The organism is Pseudoalteromonas thalassia (genome assembly GCF_049257215.1).
In the GTDB taxonomy this organism is placed as follows: domain Bacteria; phylum Pseudomonadota; class Gammaproteobacteria; order Enterobacterales; family Alteromonadaceae; genus Pseudoalteromonas; species Pseudoalteromonas lipolytica_C.
In genome coordinates this window covers 115,844-141,147 of the sequence record NZ_JBMMUE010000013.1, presented here as the reverse complement: position 1 = coordinate 141,147, position 25,304 = coordinate 115,844, and the positions used below count along the sequence as shown (strand labels likewise).

The window sequence follows — 25,304 nt, the reverse complement described above, 5'->3', positions numbered from 1 at the left end:
GCTTGGTGACAATAGCGTTTTGGACCCACCTGACCCCATGCCGAACTCAGTAGTGAAACGAAACAGCGCCGATGATAGTGTGGCATTTGCCATGTGAAAGTAGGACATCGCCAGGCTCCAAATCAAAGAAAGCCCGATTCGAAAGAGTCGGGCTTTTTTGCGTCTGGGAGTTGTCAGCTTTCAGCCGTCAGACTTCAGCTGAAATACAGAGATATCAGACGTCAGATATTAGATGTCAGAGTTAGCGAGTTGCTAGTTAGCAAGGGTAAAGTTGAACTGTAGGGTTGTTAAGTACAGAGTCACCCTAAGCAACAAACCCCGTAGGAGGCACTTCAGTGCCGAATCTAGACCATAACAATAATGTTCATGGCTAAAACCATTCCTACAAGTAGACTTTGCCTAGAACCTAGAACCTAGAACCTAGAACCTAGAACCTAGAGCCTAGAGCCTAGAGCCTAGAGTCAGAGGAAGACGCAGCACAAAACAACCCCGCCGTGCGGCTGAACGCTGACGGCTGAAAGCTGATAGCTCGGTGTCACTCACACTGCTGTATTTCTCTCACATCGCCGCGGCCATCGCTTAGGTAGCATTGTTCTAGCAACGAGCAGTAGCAGATCTCGGTTTTGATATTAAAGCGTTGGTCATTTACCTTGTCCCACTGAGTTGCATTGAAGCCTGTTTTCTTAAAACCAAAAAGATTAAGTTCAGCGCCTGAGGCTAATAATCGGTTATTACTAACGCCGGTATACAACCAACCAAATTTTTCAAAGAAATTGATCTCTGGTGACTCATTTTGCAACTTATTTAATTGCTCTTGGTAAGCATAGATATCAAAGCAGCAGTCCTTTATTACTTCAAATATCTCTGTATACGACTTTTCATCGTGGAAGAATTTAACGTATTTAATAATGGCTGGGCCTGATCCTGAGTTTTTAATGTTGATAGTGATTTCTTCATAATTTTTTTCTTCATTGAAATTCCCCGTCATCACTTCGAGCCATGGCCAGGTTGCGGCTTTTACTTGTCGTTCTGCGGCGCTGGCTTGTAAGTATGTGGCATAAAAGGAGGCTGCTGAAATTATAATGGCACATAGTGCGAGAAATAGGTTTAGCCGCTCGTTGGTAAACCATGCCTTGCGCTGGTTGCTGGCTGGTTGAGTGTTTTGCTGGGTGGTCTTTGTTTGCTCTTCAACGTTAGTGTCTTGTTCTGATTTAACGGTTGAACAGCTTGCGTCCTGTTGCTGATTATCCATAATTTTTAATAGTTGTTTTTATAGACTAGACTAATAAAGATACAACTTTAATTGGATAGATAAAAGAGGCAGGGAGTAAAACTCCCTGATTTGGGATTAACTATTTGAGATAAATACGGTGAGCTTTTCACCCACTCTTAAGCTATCTCTTGAAAGATTATTCCATTGTTTGAGTTTAGTAATACTGACTTTGTATTGCTTTGCTATCTTCCAAAGGCTATCGCCAGATTTCACCTTATACTCGATTTGTTGATCAGCTAATTGCGGCAATATCAGTTTTTGACCAATACGAATGGTGTTTGTTTTTAGGTTATTGAAGGTTTTTAGTTGGCTAACTGTTATTTTATAGTTCTTTGCAATCACACTTAAGCTATCACCGCGTTTAACTGTGTAATGTTGCCACTGGCTATAATCATTGCTCTTTTGATTAGCTAATAGAGCTTGATAACTTGCTTGCTGATCTTTGGGAACTACAATATGTGGCGCATCAATCACCGCTGGGTATCGGATAACACCATGGTTTAGCTCTTCAAGCTCTTGCCATTTCGCTTTATCTGCCAAGATCACAGCACCTGTCACTGGTAAGGTCGCAATAGCCTGCTCATTCTTAATTGCAGGGAATATCATTTTTTGGTGCTTTAATAATTGTGCTGCGGCCAGTAACTTAGGTACGTATTGTTTGGTTTGTGATGGTAGCTTTAAGCTAAAGAAGTCCGTCGACTTACCTTGTTTTTTATTACGATCAATTGCCTGTAATACTCGCCCTTCACCAATATTGTAGGCAGCAATAGCGTGATACCAATCACCATCAAAGCGTTTATAAAGGTATTCCATAAAATCCAAAGCTGCGCGGGTGCTGTCGATCACATCTTGGCGACCATCATACCAAGGGGTAATTTTTACTTTAAAGTATTTGGCGATTGAGGGGGTGAGTTGCCATAAACCCGATGCATGTTTGTGCGAATAGGCACTGGCATCAAAATCGCTCTCTATAAGCGGCATTAGAGCGAGTTCTATTGGTAAGTCACGGGTTTCTACTTCTGTGACGATATGATACAAATACGGCGCTGCACGGCGGCTTATTTCTTCCATATAATTTGGGTGAGTAAGGTACCAAGCAATGCGCTTTTGCACATCTGGATGACTTGAATCGCTAAACTGCAGTTGAATGCGAATACGCTGCCATACGTCATCAAGTTCACTTGGTTTTAGCGGTGTCACCGCGTCTACTTGTTTTGTTTTAGCTTCTGCAACCACAGTGCCTGGATTTGCCTTAATTATTGGCTTCTTTTCAGGGAGAGACTCAGGGGCAGTCTGACAGCCTGTTACAATAAGAGAAACAACAACAAGGCCTAAAAATCGATTTAAAAACACGTATTAAAATACTCCGTTAACTTAGGTGCGGGTAAACTAAAGCGCCTAAGCTTAACATAGGGTGAGCTAAAAATGACCATTAGATTAACAGCTCGCTAACTTACTCACCCAATTGAAATTAAAACGAAATACTAACTTGTAACCCAGCGTAACCATGGTTTTGTGCTTCCCAATAACGGCTGTCTATTTCTCGGGCTCTGGCATAGATCTCTATTCTGAATGGCTTTGAGTCTACGCCCATACCCACACCAACATAGCCATCTATATTATTGTGGTCGTCATCATAGCGGTCGCTATAATCATGATCTTTTCGGTCGTCGTAGAAAGCAAGCTCAATTAAATCTAAGCCCACTTCGCCATAGACAAAAAAGTCGCTGAAATAACCAAATTTGATGCCGCTATCTAAGGTGAGAAATGTCTCCCGATCACCTTTTTTAGTAAATACTTCTGCAGAGCCTAGTGCCGTTGTAAATGCTGCGCCAAAATTACTGTAGTTATTTTTAGCCATAAATTCGATGCCGGCTGAGGTGATTGAATCAGTACTATTATGCTCTGATTTAACAAACAGGTTCATATCTGGGCTGTCATAAATACCAGCAAAGCTTTTTGTAGGAATAAAGGTTAGTGATGAAAACAGTGCTAAGGCGAGATACTTCATATTGGTTAGTCCATTAAACTATAATGGGTACATGATACCAAACGGCGCCTTAGCAAATTGTAAGTAATTGTTCTAACTGTGTAAGCTAACCGAACACGCAGCGAAAGCAGGCTCCTTGTTGACGTTTGATATATACCAGATCGCCGCCATGATTGAGCATGATCTGGCGCGATAAACTTAAGCCTATTCCTGAGCCTTGTTGCTTGGTAGTAAAAAATGGCACAAAAATCATCTCAATTACATGGTCGCTGATACCTGTACCATTGTCGCTGACCTCTAAATACAGTTGCTGATTAGCATTTTGTGCAATGCTTACTTCAATGCAGTTTGCTGACTCTGGATTATTTAACTGCTTTAGTGCATCAAGGGCATTTGTAAGCAGGTTTATTATTACTTGTTCAACTTGGCCCCTATCTATCATCACTAGCTGTTGGCTTTGCACCGATAAATTCAACGTAATATTAAGTTGCTTAGCTTGCTGTGAGTGCAGAGCGACAACTTGCTTAGCAAGATCTGCCAGAACATGTGGCTGTAAGTGTGGAGCGGGTAAGCTACTAACCTTTTTAAATTGTGCTATAAACTCTCCTAAATGCTCGGTTCGCGATGCGAGTGTTGATAAGGCGAGTTGCAAGTCTTGTTTATCTTCCTGATCATCAAAACTAAGCTCATTTGGCAGCAGCGCCGTACAAGTTTGTGCTAAAGAAGAGAGTGGCGTAATCGAATTAGCAATTTCATGGGTTAGTACTTTGGTTAGGCGTTTGTAAGCTTGTTGCTCTTTTAATTGCAGTTGATCATGAATAGATTGCAAACTGATCACTTTACGAACTTTACCTTGAATTTCGGCAATACTGATTTGCACAGATAGCGTATCGTGTTGCTCGCCATTTTGCCATGGCACAGTGTTACGGCTATTTTGTTTAGCGTCTTGAACTAGGTTGGCTATTACACCTAAATCATCGATGTGCTTTACAGCCTGCCCAAGCAAACGACTAACCGCCGGATTGCTTTCAATAATATTGCCTTGTTCATCACATACTAATACCGCTAGATCGATATGAATTAATAGCGCTTGTAAGAACTGGGCTTGTTGCTCTGCATTAAAACGCGCAGCCTGAATTTGTTGTTTAACCTGCTCAAATTGCTGCTGCATAGGGTGTTGGTCGCCAAAGCCTAATGTGCTGTCTCCATTCGCTAAAGCGCGAAACACCATATCTGCACGCCTTGTTTGGCGTTTAAATAAATTAAAAATTTGCGCGGCACATACCAAATTTAAAATAACTAAAAGTGCCGAAATTGCAGAAAACCCGCTTTGCTCTACTTGCCAAAACAAAGCAATTGATAAACTAATTAGCGCAGCTAATAGGCCGGCTAAGCTAATAAAATTTCGCATCGATTAAAGTCCGTATTTTTCTAAACGACGATACATGGCTCCGCGTGTTAGGCCGAGCGCTTTTGCTGCATGACTCACGTTCCCTTGAAAATGCTTTAATGCTGCTCGAACGGTTCTTTGCTCGATGATTTCGAGATCAAAAGTGTCGTAGTCAGTGGCGTTTGAAGAGAGCTCATTTGTACTAATAGCAGCATTTGGTGAGCTTATCACTGAGCTTATATCGAGCTCTGAGCCTTCTGAGAGGATGACTGCTCGCTCAATTGCATGCGCAAGTTCACGGACATTGCCTGGCCAATGATACTGGCTTAAACGTGTCATATCAGATGCTGCAATCGAGAGCTCACGTTTGTATTTATGTGCAAAGTGCTGCAAGTAGTAGTTACACAGTAATGGAATATCTTCACTGCGCTCACGCAGAGCTGGCAAACGGATCTCTACGGTATTAACACGGTACAGTAAGTCTTGCCTAAATTTGCCTTCAGTAACTGCTTGTTCGAGGTTTTCATTCGTTGCACAGATCAAACGAATATCAATATCGATGACTTTTGAACCACCAACCGGTGTTATTTGCCTGTTTTGTAGTGCTGCGAGCAGTTTAACTTGTTGGTTAAGCGGTAAATTACCTAGCTCGTCTAAAAATAAACTGCCACCATGGGCAAGCTCAAATCGGCCAATGCGATCTTCTTTCGCGCCAGTAAACGCCCCTTTTTTATGGCCAAATAGTTCGCTTTCAAACAGGCTTTCGGCCAGTGAGCCCATGTCTAGGCTTATGAAGGGTTGGCTTTGGCGCTGGCTTGCATTGTGGATTGCATGGGCAGTGAGCTCTTTACCTGTGCCACTTTCGCCACTGATCAATATGTTGGCATCGGTGTTGGCTGCTTTGTCGATAACCGAAAAAACCTGCTGCATGGCATCACTTTGGCCTAAAAACTCAAATGGTTGGTTGCCGATTGATTGCTGCAAGGCTTGTTTTTGTTTTGTGAGTTTACCAACTTGCTGTTTGTCTTTAGCGTGTGAAAATGCCGCCGCTACAGCTCCGAGTAATTGCTCATTTTGCCAAGGCTTGGCAATAAAATCAGAGGCACCGGCCTTAATTGCTTCTACAGCTAGCTGAATATCGCTGTAGGCCGTCATAAGCAGTACCGCAATGTTAGCGTCTTGGCTCATGATTTTTTTTAGCCAGTAGAATCCTTCTTTGCCACTAATTGAATCTTGCGTGAAATTCATATCGAGTAACACAACATCTATAGCCTGATCCGCCTCATGTTGTGCGTTAATGATCCCTTCGATATCAAAGGGGTTATCTGTGGTTTTTACAACCTGATAATGCTGCTTTAAAAGTAATCGTGCGGCGATAAGTACGTCGGGGTTATCATCGACGATAAGAATTGATCCTGCTTGTTTCATAGCTATTTATTATTATTCCTTTATGGGAACACCAAGACTAATTGAAAATAGTAACAGTGTCCATTTATGGACGATATATGGATTTTGAAGTGTTCTATAAGCGGACACTTGATTATATGCACTCTTATTGGTTTTAATGTAAGTTACTGTAATTTAATAAAAATAAAAGTTGGCACAAGAGTTGTTTTATCTATAGGTAATTAGCACCTAGATAACTTAAAGGCGTCAACATGGATAAGAAAATTACACGCTCAAATAACAAAGTATTTTTTAAGAAATCACTCATTGCAGCGGCATGTTTAGCTGTTGCGGCAGCAGCTTATGGTTTCACGCAAACTGAGCAAACAGGTCGTAGTCAGCAAGTAAGCGCTACAAGCTTAACGATTAGCACAGTACAACAAGGTGAATTTGTTGATGCTTTAAGTCTTCGTGGTCAGGTTATGCCTCGCACTACTATTTACCTCGACACCATTGCCGGAGGCCAAGTTGAAGAGCGACTTGTTGAGCAAGGTGAGTTTGTTAAAAAAGGCCAACCACTTGTGCGTTTAAGCAATACCAACTTGCAGCTTGATGTAATGAGCCGTGAAGCACAGGTGACTGAGCAGCTTAACTTTTTACGCAACACGCAAATGAATATGGAAACCAGCCGTTTAAACTTACGCCGTGATTTGCTTGAAATCGATCTTAAAATCACACATTTATCGCGTCGCTTAAAACAAACTCAGCCGCTAGTGAAAACGGGTGTGTTAGCACAAGAACAATTATCTGAAATTCAAGAAGACTTAGCGTATTACAAAGCGCGTAAAGAACTAACCCTTGAGCGTCAAAAGCAAGAAAACAGCATTCGTGAAGTTCAGGTCGCTCAGTTAAAAGACAGTGCCGACATGCTAGAGAAAAACCTACAGTTTGCTCGTAAGAACCTTGAAAACTTACTCGTAACAGCACCTGCCGATGGTTATTTAAGTGAGCTTGATGTTGAAATTGGTGAATCAAAAGGCCGTGGTGCTCGCCTAGGGCAGATTGATATTCCTAATGAATACAAGCTAGTTGTGCGACTAGATGAGTTTTACCTAAGCCAAGTTCAAACAGGTATGCAAGTGCTTATTGAACATGAACAAGGCGAAATTGCGGCGACGGTTAGCAAAATTGATAGTCGTGTTCAGCAATCACAGTTTCAGGTTGAAGTCGATTTACCCAATGGCACGAGCAATATAAAACGTGGGCAAAGCCTTGATGTACAGCTGATGCTAGGTGATAGCAAAGGCACTGCTTTATTACTTGAGCGCGGCGCATTTTTTACCAGCTCAGGGGGTAACTGGGTTTATGTCATGGAAGAAGGTGGCAATCGTGCAGTACGAAAAGACATTCGTCTTGGCAAAAAGAATCAAAACTATTATGAAGTGTTAAGTGGCCTAAGCGCCGGAGATCGCGTGATCACCTCTAGCTACAGCAACTTTGATAAAGCACAACAACTACAATTTTAAGGATAAAAACAATGATTAAATTAACTAACTTATCACGCGTATTCCGTACTCAAGATGTTGAAACAACAGCGCTTAATAACATTAACTTACATGTAAACGAAGGCGAGTTTCTTGCCATTATGGGGCCATCTGGCTGTGGTAAATCAACATTACTTTCTATTTTAGGTATGTTGGATTCGCCATCAGCAGGCAGTTTTGAATTTTTAGGTGAAGACATCGCAGGGTTTGGTGAAAAGCAATTAGCGACACTTAGAAAAGCGTCAATTGGTTTTGTTTTCCAAAGCTTTAACTTAATTGATGAATTAACAGTATTTGAAAACGTTGAGCTGCCATTACAGTATCAAAATATCTCAAAAAGTGAACGTAAACAGCGAGTAGACGCAATCTTAAAAAGAGTTGCAATCGACCATAGAGCAGATCACTTACCGCAGCAGTTATCGGGTGGTCAGCAGCAACGTGTAGCAGTAGCCAGAGCTCTGGTGATTAATCCAAAACTAATCTTAGCTGATGAGCCTACGGGTAACCTTGATTCAAAAAATGGTGATGAAGTCATGGCAATGCTGCGTGAGCTAAATCGCGAAGGTACCACGGTAATTGTGGTTACTCACTCAGAAAAAGAAGGCAATTATGCTGACCGTTTAGTGCGCTTACTTGATGGCCAAGTGATGGTTGATAAAGCTAACCGTGTTCAACAAACAGCAGAGGTGGCATAACATGATTTTAAGTTATTTGATCACCGCGCTGCGCGCGTTTAAAAACCAAAAACAGCACTTTATTTTAAATGTTCTGGGTTTAAGTGTGGGCTTAGCTGCGGCAATTCTAGTTGCTTTGTTTGCAAAAAATGAGCTTTCGTACGATAGCCAACAGCCTCATGCTGAGCGTGTTTATCGCGTTGGCCAAGACTTCTCAAAACTCGGTTTATCTGTGGTGCCTATTTTTAATTATGTGCAGTCAAAGCAGGCCGAAGATTACAGCCAAGTTGAAGAAGTGTTCGGATTAACGATGGTCGAGCTGACCCGTGAAGCCATGGTTGATGTGAGTTACCGCAATCAAGGCTATAAGTTAAATGCCTTATATGGTGCTACAGCGAATATTGAAAATTTCATTGCTCTGAAAACGCTGGCGGGTGATTTAACAACAGCAATGAGTACACCAGATAGTCTCGCTTTAAGTGAATCAGAAGCACTGCGCATTTTTGGTCGCACCGATGTGATTGGTGAAACACTTACGCATGAACAAGGACAGTACACAGTGCGTGCCGTGTTTGCAGACTTAGCAGACAACACTCACTTTGCCTTTAAAAACCTTGTTTATGTTAAGCATGATCCGAATAATTTAGATAGAAATAGTAGTTATGTTTATATGCGACTTGCTGCTAATACAGACGCTGATGCATTTGCGAAAACATTAACAGAGCAATTTTTTAAAGGGACGACTCTTAATCAGGTTAGTTTAGAGCTACACCCATTACTTGATTTGCACTTAACAGCTAAATCACCGTTTGAGATGAAAGCGGGTGGTGCTAAACAAGTGGTGATGATTTGTGTTGGTCTAAGTATATTACTTATTCTTATTGCAGGTTTTAACTTCATCAATATGACGGTCGCTCAATCGACTAAACGTGCAAAAGAAGTGGGTGTGCGTAAAGCGCTTGGCGCAAGTAAAGGCCAATTAGTAACGCAGTTTTTATCTGAATCTGTGTTGGTATCAATGCTTTCAATGGTGATTGCATGTGCTTTAGTGGAGCTATTTTTACCAAGCTTTAATCAACTAGTAGACCGCGAATTGGTCGTGAATTATGCCTCTGAATTTGGCATTGCGATTATTGTGGTAGCGATTGCTGTGGGTATACTAGCAGGGCTTTATCCAGCATTCTTTATTTCGTCATTTAGTGCAAAACGCGTTTTAAGTGGTGACTTACAACGCGGTAATACTGCAATTTGGGTTCGTAAGAGCTTACTAACTTTACAAGCCTCTTTAGCAGTAGGGTTAATTATTGCATCAGTAACACTGTTTAATCAGTTATCACATTTACAGAACTTACCTTTAGGCTATAAAACAGAGCAACGTTTGGTGATTTCTGAACTACCAACCGAGCTTGTATTTGCTAAGGAACCAACAGCTGTTATAAACCAGTTAAAAGCGATTGAAGGTGTTGAACAAGTAAGTGTGCTTGATACTCAGCTTACTAAATCGATCCAAGGTAGCTTAATGGCAGTATGGCCTAATGGTGAATCATCTGAAGGTGTTACGCCATTTATTAGTTCTGACTTTAACTTAGTCGAAGGATTAGGCTTAACGGTACTTGCTGGTCGAGGCTTTAGTCGAGAATTTGGCTCTGATTGGGCGGTTGAAGTTGATGGCCGATATAGCGTTGGTGCCGTAATTACAGAGACAATAGCCAAACAAGCAGGGTTTAGTGATTACAATGAAATTATTGGAAAAACGATAACATCACAAGGTGGCAACTGGGAAATGCGTGTTGTTGGTGTTGTTGCTGATGTAAAAGTGGGTAATGTACAAGATGCAAATTCGAATATTATTTTCTTGTGCGGAATGAGCTCATTTAGCCCAATGGCTGAAGTAATTATGACGATTAACCAGCAAAATTTACCTTTGATACAGCAACAGGTGATGTCAATACTTGCTCAACGGGCCAATATCTATGAGCCAAAAATTAACTTACTCGCAGACAACTACAAAACCCTGTTAAAAGGTGATGAGCGAATTTCGAATGTGGTTTTAATCTTTACCGGTCTTGCTGTGTTCTTAACTTGTTTAGGTACCTTTGGTTTGGCTTCGTTTGCAACAGTGCGTCGTCAAAAAGAAGTGGCTGTTCGCAAAGTGCTAGGTGCATCTCGCATTAGTATCGTCAATATCATTGCTAAAGAGTTCTTAGTGCTGGTGGCGCTCAGTATTGCTATTGCGTACCCAGTGACTTACTTGTTGGTAGGTGATTGGTTAGCAAACTTTAATGACCGCATTGAACAAGCTGTGTGGGTGTATTTAGTTGCCGCCGTTGCTGTAGCCACTATTACCTGGGTTACTGTTGCAAGCTTAGCCTTTAAAGCAGCAAGCACCAGACCATCGCTCATCTTGCGATATGAATAACAGTTAACTAACTCCCAACTATAAGCCCAGCAATACAGCTGGGCTTTTTTAGTTTTAAATACGACGCCATAAATGACGACCTTGTGTCTACGTAGGACATGCTTTAGCGCGTAAGGATAGGGTTAAAGGTCTTTAACCTTCACCGCGGGGTTACCTGCTACTAGGGTATTTGCCGCGACATCTTTGGTAACTATTGCCCCTGCGCCAATCACGGCATTATCAGCAACTTTAATACCCGCAAGTATAATAGCGCCTGCACCAATCCATACATTGTTACCAATGCTAATCGGCGCTGCAAAATTAGCTTTAGCTAAACGCTCGGTTGGGTTTACTGCATGCGATACTGCAAGAATTTGCACATTAGGGCCTATTAAGCAGTCATCGCCTATCGTAATTTGCGCATCAGATAGCGGCGCATCAAGCATTGTACAGTTAATATTTATGAAGGTTCGATCACCTATTTTAATACCACTGCCATAATCACAATGAAAACCTGCTTCTATAACAACCTGCTCGCCACAGTGAGCAAACATGCCTTTTAGTCGTTTTAAATTGCCTTTACTTGGGCTTTTGGCAAATAAACGGCAGATTTCATGAGTATTTTTTCGTTGTTCGAGTAAGGACTTATCGAGGCTATTAAACTCTTTCATCGGGTATGTTCATGGTTATATTTGCCAATAGCTTAGCCTGTTGGCGATGAAGATCAAAATTAAAGCTGTGTAGGTTAACGATCATTCACTTGCCATTTATATTGTTTCGTTTAAAATCTCACAACTTTCGAAACGAAACTTATGTGATTCACTTTATGACAAAACGAAACACTCAACAACGTCGCCATACAATCTTAAGCCAAGTGAATGAACTCGGTGAAGTTGCTGTTGAAGCGTTAGCTGAGCAGTTTCAAACTTCTGAAGTGACGATACGTAAAGATCTGACAGCCCTTGAAAAAAGTGGCTTGTTGCTACGCCGTTACGGGGGCGCTATTGCACTGCCGCAAGAAATCGTTGCAAATAGCAACGAGAAAAGCGACTCGCTTCGCAAAATGGCAATCGCAAAGGCAGCTGCAAAGCTTATTAAAGATCATAACCGCATCATAATTGATAGTGGCCGCACTACAGCGGCAATGATCCCCGAGCTTGCGAGTAAGCGAGGTTTAGTGGTGATGACAAATGCTATAAATGTCGCTAACCGGCTGCTTTCATTAGAAAATGAGCCAACACTTTTGATGACCGGGGGAACCTGGGATCCGCATTCAGAATCGTTTCAGGGTCAAGTTGCGGAGAATGTTCTACGCTCTTACGACTTTGACCAGCTCTTTATTGGTGCCGATGGCATTGATGTTGATAGAGGTACTACAACCTTCAATGAATTAGTTGGACTTAGCCAAGTAATGGCTGAAGCTGCTCGTGAGGTTGTGGTGCTGGTAGAGTCAGAAAAAATTGGCCGAAGAATACCTAATTTAGAACTGCCTTGGCAGCGTGTGACCACAGTTATCACAGACAACAACCTAAGCGAAGATAAACGCGAGGCGATAAAAGCGTGTGGTGTACAGCTGATCTGTGCAGAAATTGAATAACCCGTAATAAGACCGACAACACCTTATTACATTAAATTTATGACAACACATACCGCCCAAAGTAAAACGCTTTGGCATGTGCAAAAGGAGAGATTATGTGTGGAATCGTTGGGGCTGTTGCAGAACGCCCAGTAAATAAAATTCTTGTTGAAGGCCTAAAACGCCTTGAATACCGCGGCTATGACTCGGCAGGCGTGGCTTTACTTAAAGGTAATAAGCTTAACACGGTTAAAGCCGTGGGTAAGGTTGCAAATCTTGAAGCGGCACTTAACGATGCAGCTGTTAATGGCACTACCGGTATTGCACATACGCGTTGGGCAACCCACGGTGGTGTAACCGAAGCCAATGCTCACCCACATATTTCGAACAGCGAAATTGCCCTTGTTCATAACGGTATTATCGAAAACCATGCCAGCCTTCGTGATGCATTAAAAGGCGACGGTTATGAGTTTTTATCAGAAACAGATACAGAAGTAATGGTGCACCTTATTCACCAACTCCGCCAACAGCATGATACGCTATTAGCATCAGTACAAGCAGCTGTTAAGCAGTTTGAAGGCGCATTTGGCACCGTTGTTTTTGATAAAGCGAACGACAACGAAATCATCGTAGCGCGCTCAGGTAGCCCACTGGTGATTGGTTTAGGTCTTGGCGAAAACTTTATTGCATCTGACCAACTAGCTTTATTACCGGTTACACGCAGCTTTATTTACCTTGAAGAAGGTGATGTTGCGCGTATTACCCGTGACAGTGTAGAAATCTTTGATGCAAACGGCGATGCAGTTGAGCGCGAAGTGATTGAATCAAACATTACGCAAGATGCATCAGGTAAAGGCGAATATCGTCACTACATGCTGAAAGAAATTTACGAGCAGCCGCTTGCTGTACGTAACACCCTTGATGGCCGCCTTCACAATGACACTGTCGCGATTGATGCCTTTGGCGACAGCGCTCAGCAAATCTTTAAAGACGTAAAACACGTGCAAATTATTGCCTGTGGTACTTCATACCACTCAGGTATGGTTGCGCGTTATTGGCTTGAACAATTTGCTGGTGTGAGCTGTAACGTAGAGATTGCCTCTGAGTTCCGTTACCGCGAATCATTTGTACATGACAACAGCTTACTTGTGACCATTTCACAGTCTGGTGAAACAGCCGATACGCTTGCTGCACTTCGTCTTGCAAAACAGCAAGGTTACATGGCTTCAATGACCATTTGTAACGTACCTGGTTCATCATTAGTACGTGAATCTGATTTAGCCTTTATGACTAAAGCGGGTGCTGAAATTGGTGTTGCATCAACTAAAGCCTTCACCACACAGCTTGTTGGCTTATTAATGCTTACGGCATCTATTGCCCAAGAAAAAGGCCTAGATCAAAGTGCGATTGTAAATGCAATCAAAACACTTCCTAACAAGTTAGAAGAAGCATTACTACTTGCAGAGGGCATTGAAGATTTAGCTGAAGAGTTTGCTGATAAGCACCACTCACTATTCTTAGGTCGTGGCTCACAGTACCCAATCGCGATGGAAGGTGCGCTTAAGCTAAAAGAAATTTCGTACATTCACGCCGAAGCATACGCAGCGGGTGAGCTTAAGCATGGTCCTCTTGCGTTGATTGATGCAGACATGCCAATCATTGTTGTAGCACCAAACAACGAGCTACTTGAAAAGCTTAAATCAAACGTAGAAGAAGTACGTGCCCGTGGCGGTATTATCTATGTATTCGCAGACAAAGACTCAGCGTTTGAATCTGACGAAACAATGCGTGTAATCAACGTAAACCATGTAGATGACGTGATTGCTCCAGTTGTATATACAATTCCGCTACAACTGCTTTCATACTATGTTGCGGTTATTAAAGGCACCGACGTAGACCAACCTCGAAACCTAGCAAAATCGGTAACGGTTGAGTAAGTTTAGAGTTTATATTTATTAAGGCGCACTATGCGCCTTTTTTTGTACCAGTAATTCTGTTAGCTTAAAAAATTACCAATATTTCTTAAGGATAAGTCGTGCGACTATTTAAGTTATTCTGTATTAGTGGTTTTTTACTCTGTACTAGTCATGTAATGGCTGAACCAGCTGCAGATGATGCGGTTACACATTACAGCCAACATACGCATACTATCGAATCAAGTAATCTTAGTGAGCAACGCACTGTCGTTGTGCAACTGCCAAGAAGCTATCAAACACAACCAAACAAAAGATATCCCGTTATTTACCGTTTAGATGGGGCCGGAATTTACCATTGATTAATGCTGTGCTTGAGCGCTTACAAAAAGATGATCAAGCGCCAGAGGTGATTGTAGTTGCAATTGAAAGCACTAATCGACTTAGAGATTTTTATCCTACAGTGAACAAAGAACCACAAGGGCCTGTTGGCGAAGGCGGTGGTGCAGCAAAGTTTTTAGCTTTCGTAGAGCAAGAGCTGATGCCTTTGGTTAATAAACAGTATCGTACTCATGATTATAGAGTTATCGCAGGAGCCTCTGCTGCGGGTGTATTTGCTCTTTACGCAATGCAAGCTGACCCTGAGTTATTTCAGGCGCACATTGCTTATAGCCCTGCGGTATGGTGGAACTATGGCGCCCCGGCTAAAAGTCTAAATACCTTTGTTACTAAAGCCAAAAGTATTAACAGCTATGTATATATGAATATCGGCGAAGAAGCCGGCATTATGCGCGAAAGATACGATGATATGCAGCAAACGATGCAAAATAGTAAGGTGCAAAATCTGCGTTTTAAGAGCGATGCTTTTGCAGGTGTTTCGCATAACCTAACCTCAGCTGCTGGGGCATTTAGTGCGTATCATGGTTTATTTTTATCTAAACAAATGCCTTTGAGTGCATTGGGCGATGATGTTTCATCAATTGATGCTTATTATCAACGCTTATCACAGCAATGGGGCGAGCAAATAGCGCCACCAGACCGCGCTGTTAGGTTGCTAGGTTACAGTTTAACGGATAACCAGCAATTTGAGCGGGCTATTGAGGTGTTTAAGTACAATATCAAAAACTACCCTAAATCAGCGTATGCACTGTCAGCTTTGTCATATGGCTATGAAATGCAAGGTAATATTCGCCAAGCATTAGTTCAAATCGAGGCTGCAATAGCCGTAGCTGATGACTCGTATCCCTACCTAGATTACTTAAAAGAAACAAAAACGAGGCTACAAGCACAGTTGAGTAAGAGTTAATAATATGGCCAACTTAGCTGTTGGCTTTTTAAGCGCCCCTTTAATATTGAGCAATTATCATAAACCAGTGACTGTTATCTAAAAGGTATTTAACTCACTAATTCCTACTTACCGGGCAATAAATGCGCTAAAATCGCAGGCTATTTTAGTTATGAGCCCACACCTTTTATGACCTCAACCGTAAACCCTAGCAATTTCAACGAGCTTGGTCTTATTCCTGAGCTACTTGCTCGATTATCTGATCTTGAATACACGCAACCGACACACATTCAGGCAAAAGCAATTCCGAGTATTTTGGCGGGCAGTGACTTAATTGCAGGAGCGAATACCGGTTCAGGTAAAACAGCGACATTTGCTTTGCCTATGTTGCAAAAGTGTTTTTTAGGTAAGGCTGTTAAAAAAACACAAGGCAAAGGTAACTTTGTTTCAGGGCTTATTTTAGTGCCAACGCGAGAGCTAGCTGTACAAGTAGCTGATAGCGTTAAATCATATTCTGCAAACTTTAATGGTGCGATTAAAACCGTTGCTGTATTTGGTGGTGTCTCTGTTAATACGCAAATGCAAGCATTGCGAGGCGGTGCAGATATTATCGTTGCAACTCCTGGTCGTTTACTTGATTTGATTTCAAGCAATGCCATTAAGCTTGATAAAGTAAACACCTTAGTGCTTGATGAAGCAGACCGCATGCTGAGCCTAGGTTTTACCGAAGAGCTTGCTGAGCTATTAGCGCTTATGCCCGCTAAAAAACAAACTATGCTGTTTTCTGCAACGTTCCCAGAGCAAGTTACACTATTAACCCAAAAATTGTTAAATGAGCCTGTTGAAATACAAGTTCAAAGTAAAGATGAAAGCACCTTAGTACAGCGCGTATTTATGGTAAATAAAGGTGAGAAGACCACGGTTTTAGCGCACTTGATTAAAACCCATAGATGGCGCCAAACGCTGATTTTTGTGAATGCAAAAAAAGATTGTGAGCATTTAACAAATAAGCTTGAAAAGCGTGGCATCAATGCACAAGTATTTCATGGTGATAAAGGCCAAAGTGAGCGTACTCGCGTAATCGAAAAGTTTAAAAATGGCGAAATCGAGGTATTAATTGCCACTGATATTGCAGCCCGAGGTTTAGATATTGCTAAATTGCCTGTAGTGATTAATTTCAATTTACCGCGCAGTCCTGCCGATTATATGCACCGTATTGGCCGAAGTGGTCGCGCCGGTGAAGTAGGGTTAGCGTTATCATTGATTGATTATGAAGACTTTCATCATTTTAAAATCATTGAAAAGAAAAATAAATTTCGTTTAGAGCGTGAAGAAGTGCCTGGTTATACCTTAAATAAAGCGAACCTTGATGCCGCACAAGCACTTAAAAACGACAAGCCCGTAGCGAAACCTGCGGGAACAGGTAAGAAAAAGAAAAAAAATAAAGCTAATCAACAAGGCGATGTTTGGAGTGGCTGGAAGAAACCTTAATAGCCTTAAAAGAAACCCCGCATTACTGCGGGGTTTTTTACTTTTTAACAACCAGTTAAGTATTAAAAGTCAGTCGGTGCTGGTGGCACGGTGAGTGGCTTTTTCGGGTTGTCTTTTAGCTCTTTTAAAAGCTCTTCTACGGCACGTTCTATCGATGGATCTTTACCTTGGTAGATTAGCTCTGGGCGATCAACCACCTTGATATCAGGGGTGACACCTTCGTTTTCGATGATCCAGTTGCCATCGTTATCTAAAATGCGGAATGTGGCCGCGATAACTTGGCCGCCATCGACAAGGCTTGGGTTACCTGAAATACCAATTAATCCACCCCAAGTGCGGGTACCAATGAGCTTACCTAACCCTGCTTGGCGGAAGTAGTAAGGAATAGCGTCACCGCCTGAACTTGAGTAACCATTGATCAGCATAGCTTTTGGACCATCATGAGCAAATTGTGGTGTTTTAGTTGGCTCAACACCACGGCGCTTCCAATAATTAAGCGGTTTACGGGCAAGCCAGGTGATCATGTGCTCAGGAATAAAGCCGCCGCCATTGTATCGGTCATCAATAATCATGGCGTCTTTGGTGGTTTGCGGCATGTAGTTTTTGAACATGGCGCGGTTACCTTCGTAGGCTGTATTTGGTAAGTGAACATAACCAATACGGCCATTTGATAGCTTATCAACGTAGGCTGCACGAGAGTTAACCCAATCTAAATAACGCAAACCTTGTTCGCTCGCTACCGGCTTAACGGTAACTTGCCATGCACCTTTGCTGCGCGGCTTACTGTTAAGGACTAGCTCAACTTGCTCACCTTGAGTGTTCTCTAGCAATTCGTAGAAGTTAGCTACGTCTTTTACTGAGCGGCCATTTACGGCAATGATGTAGTCGCCGTTATGTGCTTTTACCCCTGTTGTACCAAGTGGTGAGCGGAAGTCTTCATGCCAATTTTCACCTTGGAAGATTTGCTCAATTTTTACGTATCCAGATGGATCGCTGGCAAGTTTTGCACCTAATAAGCCGTGCTTTTTACGCTCTGCTTTAGGCATATCACCCGACTGCACATAAATGTGGCCTGAGTTAATTTCACCTGCGATTTCACTGAGAATGTAATCTAAGTCACTACGGTGTGAGATAGCATCAGCCATAGGTTGATACTTGGCTAAAATTGCGTCCCAATCTTGGCCGTGATGGTTTTCATCGTAGAACCAATCACGTAATGTACGCCAGCCTTCAACATACATTTGCTGCCATTCAATTTGTGGCTCAATTTTTAAGGTCATGTTACTAAGATCTAGCTTATTCGCTGATAGGTCTTGTTTTGCTTTTGGCTCAATTAAGCTGTAATCGTTACCCGCATGCACTAACAGGTGTTCACCGTTGCTCGAAATAGTATAGCTGCTTACCCCTTTAGCCACAGTTTCAAGCTCGCTGTCGTGAGCTGTGCCTATTAATTGTAGGCCGCCATTAGCCAGTGTTAGCACGCCATCTTTTACAGCCGTTAAACTGCGATAATCCCCAGCCGGTGCATTTAAAGCGGTTACACGCTGCATAAAGTCGCTGCTTTGCAGGGTATTACTGTTTTTCTTATCGTCATCTTTTTGTTTATCGCTGACGATCGCTGTTTCATCACTTTGTAGTGCGATAAGTGGTTTGATACTGTCATTTACGGCAGCGGCATAAATACGCGTTGCACGATTAAACATGTAGTCAAACTCGTAGCTGCTAAAGGCTAAGTTAAAGTCGCGCTCAGAGCTGAAGTACAGGTATTGACCATCAGGAGAGAAAGTTGGGTTTTGCTCATTGGTCATTTCATCCGTTAAGCGAGTCACTTTCTTCTTATCAATATTGTAGTGCCACAGTGAGGCATAGCGGTTTTCATTGTTTTTTACATACACAATGTCTTCGCTATTTGGTGACCAAGTATACTGGCGAATACCTTCTTCATCGTAGATGCTGGTATCAATTTTGTGCTGTTTACCCGATTTTGCGTCTATCCACCAGAGTGTGTGGTTCTTATCTGCAAATAACAGTTTTGAGCTATCAGGTGACCAAATTGGTGTAAAGCGCCAAATAGTGCCGTTGCTGGTTAGCTGCTTAGTGGCATTGTTGTCGCTGCGATCTTTTAAGTAAATTTCGTATTCGCCGCTTTCATCGCTCATATAAGCAATATAACGACCATTTGGCGACCAGCTTGCGTCAATCTCGCGGCCTTTTGCTGTGTAAGATAAATTACGTGTTGGGCCTTGTTTAACCGGTACGCTAAATAGCTCACCGCGGGCAGTAAAGAGTGCACGCTTACCATCATGAGAAATCGACATTGAGTCGATAAAGTCACTCACATTTTTTGTGTACGGCATTGCATATTGACGCACACCGGCAATGTTAATGCTCAGCTTAGTGCTTTTTTGAGTTTTTGGGTCAAAGCGATAAAGGTAACCACCATTTTCATAAACAACAGCATTTGGGCCAGCTGATGGCCACAGTACGTCAAAGTCTTTATGGTTGGTTAGCTTCTTAGGCTCAGCGCCTTTTTGGTATTGATACAGGTTAAGGGTGTAATCACGGTCAGATACAAAGTAAATGTTGTCGCCAACCCAGGTCGGTTGCTGATCGGTAGCGCGGTTAGTGGTTAGCTGCTCTGAGGTATTGTTTTTTAGATCGTAAACCCAAACATCTTGTGCGCGACCGCCTCGGGTGCGTTTCCAAGTACGAAATTCACGGTCAATCGGCGTGTAAACATATTTGCTACCATCTGGCGAAAGCATACCGCCGCCGGTTTCAGGGATAGCAAGAGGCTGCTCAAGGCCACCGTCAGCAGGCACCCTATATGGACGACCCATACGTTTACCCCACGGTGTGCGGTTAGCACGAAATACCACATTTTTGCCATCAGGTGTCCAATCGAGAACACGATAATCAAAACCACCGCGTGGTGGCATTGGGCCAACATCGTTGTAGTAAGTGAGTTGTTTTAAGCCAGAACCATCGCTGTTAATTACATAAATTTGGCGGCTGCCATTGTATTCGGCTGCAAACGCAATGCGTTTACCGTCAGGTGAAAACTTCGGAAAGGTTTCAAAGCCAATATGGTCGGTTAAGCGTTTGCTCTCGCCTGTTTGCGTATTAGCAATGTAAATATCACCACCGTACACAAAGGTAACATTTTGATTATGAATATCTGGAAAACGCAATAAGCGCGTATCTTTAGTTTCGTAAGCTGATGCCCAAGGTGCCAGTGTCGCAGCCATGGCCAGTGCCAACGTTGTTAGTTTTTTCATGGGATTACATCCTATTCTGGGAACTGTTACATCATAACAATTCAGTTTTAAATAGCGATGCAGTTGCGATGAACGCAGTGTTACAAAATGTGAATAAAAAAAGGTTGGCAGTAAATGCCAACCTTTGCGAGCTATGTCATACCATAAAACACAACTTCTTAGTGGTCGTGATCGTCACTTTCTTCTGCAATACCTAACCAAGTGATAGCGCTTGGTGCAAAAGTCAGTTCAAGATCACCTTCAATTTCAAGATCTTTGATATGTACTTTAAGTACGTGCTGAGCGATAGGGTCTGCAACGTAAGCAAACTCACTATTTTGTGACACAGTCATGCTGAAGTTCATGCCTTCTGGCATCGTTGTTAAGTCTTCTTCAGTAATATCTACTTTGCCGGCAAGTTCCCAGTGCATGTGGCCGTCGTGCTCATGGGCTTCAAGTACGTTTAAAAAGCCTAAGCTATCAAGTACTAAAAAGTGCTCTCCGCTTCCTGAGAATGAGTAAGATACAGCACTTGCGCCTTCATCAAGTTGCCACTCAAGTACTTCCATTTCAGCTTCGCTTGGATTGATACTTACAAATACACCTGATGCAATTGCAATGAAGCTTTCACTACCTTCATGACCATATAATGTGCCAATACGTGTATCACCTAGAGCATCAATATTGGCGATTTTTTCTGCATGGTATTCATCATCATGCTGGTGAGCTATTAGCACACCGTCGCCACAACCAAATGCTACATAATCATGGTTTTGCGCTGCACCGTGTAAATCTGGGCAAGTAACTTCAAATGTTTGTTCAAGCTCATATTCACCGTCATGAAGATGGAAAACACCCACTTGATCCGGCAGGATTTTAGCGTTTGAAGTGCTTTCGCTATCAGCACGACGCAAGGTTGCAACTAGGTGCTCGCCACGTGGCTCTGCAACACCATGCATATTGATGTCGTACTGAATACCAGCAAGCGTCTCTGTTTCGTTTGTAATGTCGTTATCAGTTAACACTTCTACAGAGGCAACCGTACCTGCGTCGGCATTACCATCGTAAAACACGGCCATTTGGCCATCATGTTTAACGATGTGAGTAGGGCGGCTGCCCGTTGTTAGCTCGTAGTCACTAAATGCTGGGCCTTGTTTATAGTCATGTAAATGCTCGCCATGATCTTCACGCCATAAACCGCCATCGATAAAACCTAAGTAATCTTGGTTACGGTTAGCAATAACCGCATAACGGTAGCTTGGTGAAACATTTAGTGAGCTTGATTCATGAGTAAGCGAAAACGTTTCTAGTAGTGAGTCGTCATCTAAATCAAAAATATTCGCTTCGTTGCTATCTGCTGCTAAAACCGCTAAACGGCCCATTGAGTCAATGGTATAGCCATCGTCATGATCGTGATCATGGTCATCACCACCGTCGTCTGGAACCTCAATAGGATCTTTCTCAACAATATTTGTTTCTGCATCACCACATGCGGTGATCAGGGTGCTACTAATTGCTAATGCCAATAGTTTTAATCTAAATAAGTGTGTCATGTAGGTTTCCTTTATTTGTAATTTTGTTTTAGAAGTAGCCGCGAATACCGAGCGCAAAACTACGCCCTGGACGTAGTGCTATATCTTTCAAAAATGAGCTATGAACGCGGGCTTCTGTGTCCGTTAAGTTAGTGCCTTTTAGGTAAAGTGAGACGTCTTGGTTCAATACCGATAAGTCATAAGAAATACTGGCATCAACAAGGGTATAGCCGTCTGTTGTGGTTTCTTGTTGCGCTATGCGGTCTTGCTCTTGGTAGCGTGTAACGTGAATATTTGCTGTTAGGTTTTCGGTTTGATAGCTAAACTCAGTACCAAAACGCAGTGGTGGAGTACGTGGTAAATCTCCGCCTTCTTTTAGGCGAGCACGAACATAATCTGAGAATAAGTCGACTTTAAATTCGTCGGTTAACTGCCAAGCAACTTGCGCTTCAAAACCATGTAAAACCACGTCGTCTGTTTTAAATAAATAAACAGGTAGTTCAGATGAATGATCATGCTCATCTTCGTGATTATGTTCATCGCCATGGTCGTGGTCATGGCCACTTTCTGCGTATAGGCCTGTGTTGATCTGGTAATAATAGTTATCTACTTGGTTGTAAAACGCATTGAAGATAAAGCCAATATCACCCTCTGTTTTACGGAATGTAAGATCGATATTATTTGCCGTTTCTAAGTCGATAGCATCCTCTGATAGCTCAAAATGACCATCATGAGTATCAAATAGCGCACCAACTTCATAAGTTGCAGTACCAATGTGTGGGCCAAAAGATAACAGCTCAGAAGCAGACGGAGCACGCTCAGAACGCGATACCGATAAACCTAGGTTATAACCCGGTGTAAAATCCCATACTACACCTGTTGATAAACTGACCGGTGTAAACTCTTGGGCAACATCAAATACGCGTGTGTAGTTTGATTCTTCGTGGTCATGATCATGGTCGTGCTCATCACCGTCTTCATCATGTGTATGGGCGTCGATTTCAGGTAACAGCACATTATTAGCATCAATAGTAACTCGCTCAACACGACTACCTAATTGCACTAAAAAATCGCCAAAGTGCTTTTCTTCCATAATTGCAAAAGCAATACTTTCAGTAACAGAAGGAGGGGTGAATGCTTCAGAACCTTGTGCTTCTACATCACTTTTTTTGTAATGAAAGCTAACGCCACCATTCCACTCATCAAATTGGCTATGCAGAATGTCAACGCGCAGCTCATTGGTTTCATTTTTGAAAGTTGTGCCTACAGCACCGTGCTCGATTTCAGCGTGTTCGTAGTCTGTGTGGCCTGCACGTAAGTTAATTTTGCTTAGCCATTCACTGTCGATATTGTATTCACCAAGTAGCTGGACTTTGGTTTGTTCAAGATCAGCAAAAACGGCTTCTTCTTCGCTGTGCTCCTCTTCATGGTCATGTCCTTCATGCTCTTCCTCTTCACCATGAGTATGTCCAGGAATACCGTATTGGCGGTTAAATTGCTCAACCGCAACACCAAGGTAACCTTGCTCAAATAAGTAGCTAGTGCCAACAGTAAAGCCATCTGAGTCTTCATTACTGTTTTCTACTACGTACTTTGAGTTGTGCTCTGTGTCGTCAATATCGGCGGCAACAGGTACTTCGTAATCGTCTGATTCACGCCAGAATGCATCAGCATAAAAGGCAAATGACTCTGTCCCTGTGGTGGCATTAAACGAAGCAACTTTTTGCTCATCTACAGAGTTATGTTCTAGATTCCATTCACCACGTGTTGTGCTATCTGTTGGTACTCGGCTATCAACTACGTTGACGACACCACCAATTGCACCGCTGCCATAAAATAGAGTTGCTGGGCCACGTAATACTTCAATTTGCTGCGCTGTTGATGCTTCCGATGCCACTGAGTGGTCAGGACCAACACGTGACACATCACTTACATCTAAGCCATTTTGCGTAATTAAAACACGTGGGCCGCTCAAACCACGGATCACAGGTGTACTGGCAACCTTGGCATGAAAGTTTGTGTTAACGCCCGGCAGCTTTTCGAGGCTATCGCCAAGCGTTGATGCTTGTTGGCGTCTTAATTGTTCGCCGGATAACACACTAACAGGTGAGGCAGATTCCATTGCCGACATATGAATCGGCGTTGCTTCAACATCAATCACTTCAATCGGTGAGCGTTTTAGATTAAAGGTTGCGCTGTGGTCTTGGTCATTGGCAAGTGTGATATCTCGATGTAAGTGAGCATAACCTGGCGCTGAAATATGTAGCTCTTTTAAGCCGTTATTTAAGCCGCTGATTTCAAACTCACCTTTGTCGTTAGTTGTTACTTTTTGATCAGATCCTTCAAGGTCAACTGTGGCATTAGCCACCGCTTTACCTTGGTTATTTAAAACAACGCCTTTGATCGATTGTGCCAAAACACTGGCTGGTAATAACGCTGCTATGACGACAGCCACTCTTGAGATGTTATTCATTATTCACCATTGTGGATATGTTATAATGTATCAACTATGCTTTAATTGTTATAATGTATCAAGTGTGAATCGACGAATGAGTTTTATTCTTTTTTTAACAGTATGTTTAAAGTGAGGTAAATGGAGTGATTGGGGTTATGAAAGCAGCAAAATTAGCAGTGATATGCTTTATGGTTGGATGTATTTTTTCAGCTCAAGGGCATCAACACCATCATCATTCACATGGTGAGGGAGTGCTTTTTGTGGTTCATGATCAAGACAAGTGGCAGGTTAAGTTCATTTTACCGGCTGGAGATATTTTTGGCTTTGAGCATCAGCCCGAGACAGCTGAGCAAAAGCAAACCATTAAACAAACGTTAGCCCAATTAGCAAATTCACAGCAGTTAATAACATTTAACGGCGAATGTAAGCTTACTCAAGCAAATTTTGAAAACCCATTTGAGCATCATACACATCATGCACATCAAGACTTAGAAGTTGAATACTCGTTTAACTGTGATAAGCCCGTCTCTAAAGTCACAGTTACTTTATTTGCATGGGCTAAAGCGATATCTGTTATCGAAGCGCAGTGGATCACAGAGCAAGCGCAAGGGATAGCAGAGCTGACAGCAACAAAACCTTATATTGAGTGGCCGCTATGAATAAACAGCGATTAACCAGCACACTTAATAAAGCGAAGCAGGTTTGCCTTGAGCATGGCAGAAAGTTCACCATTCAGCGCAAGCAAATACTGCAAATATTACCAACCACGGACGTGCCGTTATCGGCCTACGAATTGGCCAGTTGCTACAAGCTGCGCACAAGTTCAAGTGTATCTGTTATGTCTGTTTATCGAATCTTGAGCTTTTTGGAGTCGGTAAACCTTGTTCGCAGGCTTAATAGTGCTAACAAATATATCGCTTACGGTACCGACAGTGAGGTTTTTAAGCGTGAGACTTCTTTGTTTTTGATTTGCCGTCACTGCCAAAAAGTTGAGACTTTAGCGGTTTCACAGAGTGACGTTGCAAAGCTTTTCCCTCATTTTGATGATGCAGGTTTTACCTCACAAATAAAGCAATTTGAAATGCTGGGAGTATGCAATGAGTGCCAAGCAAAAATTGCTTGATGCACTTTTTATAATTC

The 25,304-nt window shown here is 42.4% G+C and carries 17 protein-coding genes, 1 rRNA gene and 1 pseudogene; 10 read left to right on the top strand and 9 right to left on the bottom strand.

Going from position 1 to position 25,304, the window contains the following annotated elements; genetic code table 11:
- Position 1: 1 nt before the first annotated feature.
- A 5S ribosomal RNA gene (gene rrf / locus AAEU31_RS15485) occupies positions 2–116 on the top strand.
- Between the two features lie 419 nt (positions 117–535).
- Here the strand turns inward: rrf and AAEU31_RS15480 are convergent.
- The 5 genes from AAEU31_RS15480 to AAEU31_RS15460 all read right to left on the bottom strand — a co-directional run bounded on the left by AAEU31_RS15480 (position 536) and on the right by AAEU31_RS15460 (position 6,081).
- Positions 536–1,252, bottom strand: coding sequence for a hypothetical protein (locus AAEU31_RS15480; RefSeq protein ID WP_421967678.1), 717 nt, complete (start codon positions 1,250–1,252; stop codon positions 536–538).
- Between the two features lie 96 nt (positions 1,253–1,348).
- Positions 1,349–2,626, bottom strand: coding sequence for a LysM peptidoglycan-binding domain-containing protein (locus tag AAEU31_RS15475; RefSeq protein ID WP_421967677.1), 1,278 nt, complete (start codon positions 2,624–2,626; stop codon positions 1,349–1,351).
- Between the two features lie 118 nt (positions 2,627–2,744).
- A complete protein-coding gene (locus AAEU31_RS15470) occupies positions 2,745–3,284 on the bottom strand; it encodes a hypothetical protein (protein WP_421967676.1) in 540 nt (179 codons plus the stop codon).
- Positions 3,285–3,369: 85 nt separating this feature from the next.
- On the bottom strand, positions 3,370–4,674 hold the full coding sequence (locus tag AAEU31_RS15465) for a sensor histidine kinase (protein ID WP_421967675.1): 1,305 nt from the start codon (positions 4,672–4,674) through the stop codon (positions 3,370–3,372).
- A gap of 3 nt (positions 4,675–4,677) precedes the next feature.
- On the bottom strand, positions 4,678–6,081 hold the full coding sequence (locus AAEU31_RS15460) for a sigma-54-dependent transcriptional regulator (protein ID WP_421967674.1): 1,404 nt from the start codon (positions 6,079–6,081) through the stop codon (positions 4,678–4,680).
- A 230-nt stretch (positions 6,082–6,311) separates the two neighbouring features.
- Between AAEU31_RS15460 and AAEU31_RS15455 the strand changes: the two genes are divergently transcribed.
- From AAEU31_RS15455 to AAEU31_RS15445, 3 genes are read left to right on the top strand one after another with little or no spacing between them, the layout of a single operon-like run.
- Complete coding sequence (locus tag AAEU31_RS15455; protein WP_421967673.1) at positions 6,312–7,565, top strand: efflux RND transporter periplasmic adaptor subunit; 1,254 nt, start codon at positions 6,312–6,314, stop codon at positions 7,563–7,565.
- An 11-nt stretch (positions 7,566–7,576) separates the two neighbouring features.
- Positions 7,577–8,278, top strand: coding sequence for an ABC transporter ATP-binding protein (locus AAEU31_RS15450; protein WP_063528939.1), 702 nt, complete (start codon positions 7,577–7,579; stop codon positions 8,276–8,278).
- A 1-nt stretch (position 8,279) separates the two neighbouring features.
- On the top strand, positions 8,280–10,676 hold the full coding sequence (locus AAEU31_RS15445) for an ABC transporter permease (protein WP_421967672.1): 2,397 nt from the start codon (positions 8,280–8,282) through the stop codon (positions 10,674–10,676).
- A 122-nt stretch (positions 10,677–10,798) separates the two neighbouring features.
- Here AAEU31_RS15445 and AAEU31_RS15440 read toward each other — a convergent pair whose 3' ends face one another.
- A complete protein-coding gene (locus AAEU31_RS15440; RefSeq protein ID WP_421967671.1) occupies positions 10,799–11,326 on the bottom strand; it encodes a sugar O-acetyltransferase in 528 nt (175 codons plus the stop codon).
- Positions 11,327–11,481: 155 nt separating this feature from the next.
- Between AAEU31_RS15440 and AAEU31_RS15435 the strand changes: the two genes are divergently transcribed.
- The 4 genes and pseudogenes from AAEU31_RS15435 to AAEU31_RS15420 all read left to right on the top strand — a co-directional run bounded on the left by AAEU31_RS15435 (position 11,482) and on the right by AAEU31_RS15420 (position 16,920).
- A complete protein-coding gene (locus AAEU31_RS15435; protein ID WP_135923060.1) occupies positions 11,482–12,252 on the top strand; it encodes a DeoR/GlpR family DNA-binding transcription regulator in 771 nt (256 codons plus the stop codon).
- 95 nt (positions 12,253–12,347) lie between these two features.
- Positions 12,348–14,168, top strand: a complete 1,821-nt coding sequence (gene glmS / locus AAEU31_RS15430) for a glutamine--fructose-6-phosphate transaminase (isomerizing) (RefSeq protein WP_421967670.1) — start codon at positions 12,348–12,350, stop codon at positions 14,166–14,168.
- A 155-nt stretch (positions 14,169–14,323) separates the two neighbouring features.
- Positions 14,324–15,450, top strand: a pseudogene (locus AAEU31_RS15425) (alpha/beta hydrolase).
- Between the two features lie 168 nt (positions 15,451–15,618).
- Complete coding sequence (locus AAEU31_RS15420; protein ID WP_421967669.1) at positions 15,619–16,920, top strand: DEAD/DEAH box helicase; 1,302 nt, start codon at positions 15,619–15,621, stop codon at positions 16,918–16,920.
- Between the two features lie 62 nt (positions 16,921–16,982).
- Here AAEU31_RS15420 and AAEU31_RS15415 read toward each other — a convergent pair whose 3' ends face one another.
- From AAEU31_RS15415 to AAEU31_RS15405, 3 genes are all read right to left on the bottom strand, one after another.
- Entirely contained in the window at positions 16,983–20,198 is a 3,216-nt protein-coding gene (locus tag AAEU31_RS15415; protein ID WP_421967668.1) for a S41 family peptidase, read from the bottom strand.
- Between the two features lie 158 nt (positions 20,199–20,356).
- Entirely contained in the window at positions 20,357–21,730 is a 1,374-nt protein-coding gene (locus AAEU31_RS15410) for a 5-methyltetrahydrofolate--homocysteine methyltransferase (protein WP_421967667.1), read from the bottom strand.
- A 28-nt stretch (positions 21,731–21,758) separates the two neighbouring features.
- Positions 21,759–24,182 carry a TonB-dependent receptor gene (locus AAEU31_RS15405; protein ID WP_421967666.1) on the bottom strand — a complete coding sequence of 808 codons (2,424 nt, stop codon included), beginning with the start codon at positions 24,180–24,182 and terminating at the stop codon, positions 21,759–21,761.
- A gap of 137 nt (positions 24,183–24,319) precedes the next feature.
- Between AAEU31_RS15405 and AAEU31_RS15400 the strand changes: the two genes are divergently transcribed.
- Both AAEU31_RS15400 and AAEU31_RS15395 read left to right on the top strand, forming a co-directional pair.
- Positions 24,320–24,823 (top strand): ZrgA family zinc uptake protein, encoded by a 504-nt coding sequence (locus AAEU31_RS15400; protein WP_421967665.1) that lies wholly within the window; start codon positions 24,320–24,322, stop codon positions 24,821–24,823.
- The gene (locus AAEU31_RS15395; protein ID WP_421967664.1) at positions 24,820–25,287 is read left to right on the top strand and encodes a Fur family transcriptional regulator; all 468 of its coding nucleotides are present in this window, start codon (positions 24,820–24,822) and stop codon (positions 25,285–25,287) included. The genes AAEU31_RS15400 and AAEU31_RS15395 overlap by 4 nt, the downstream gene beginning before the upstream one ends.
- Positions 25,288–25,304 lie beyond the last annotated feature (17 nt).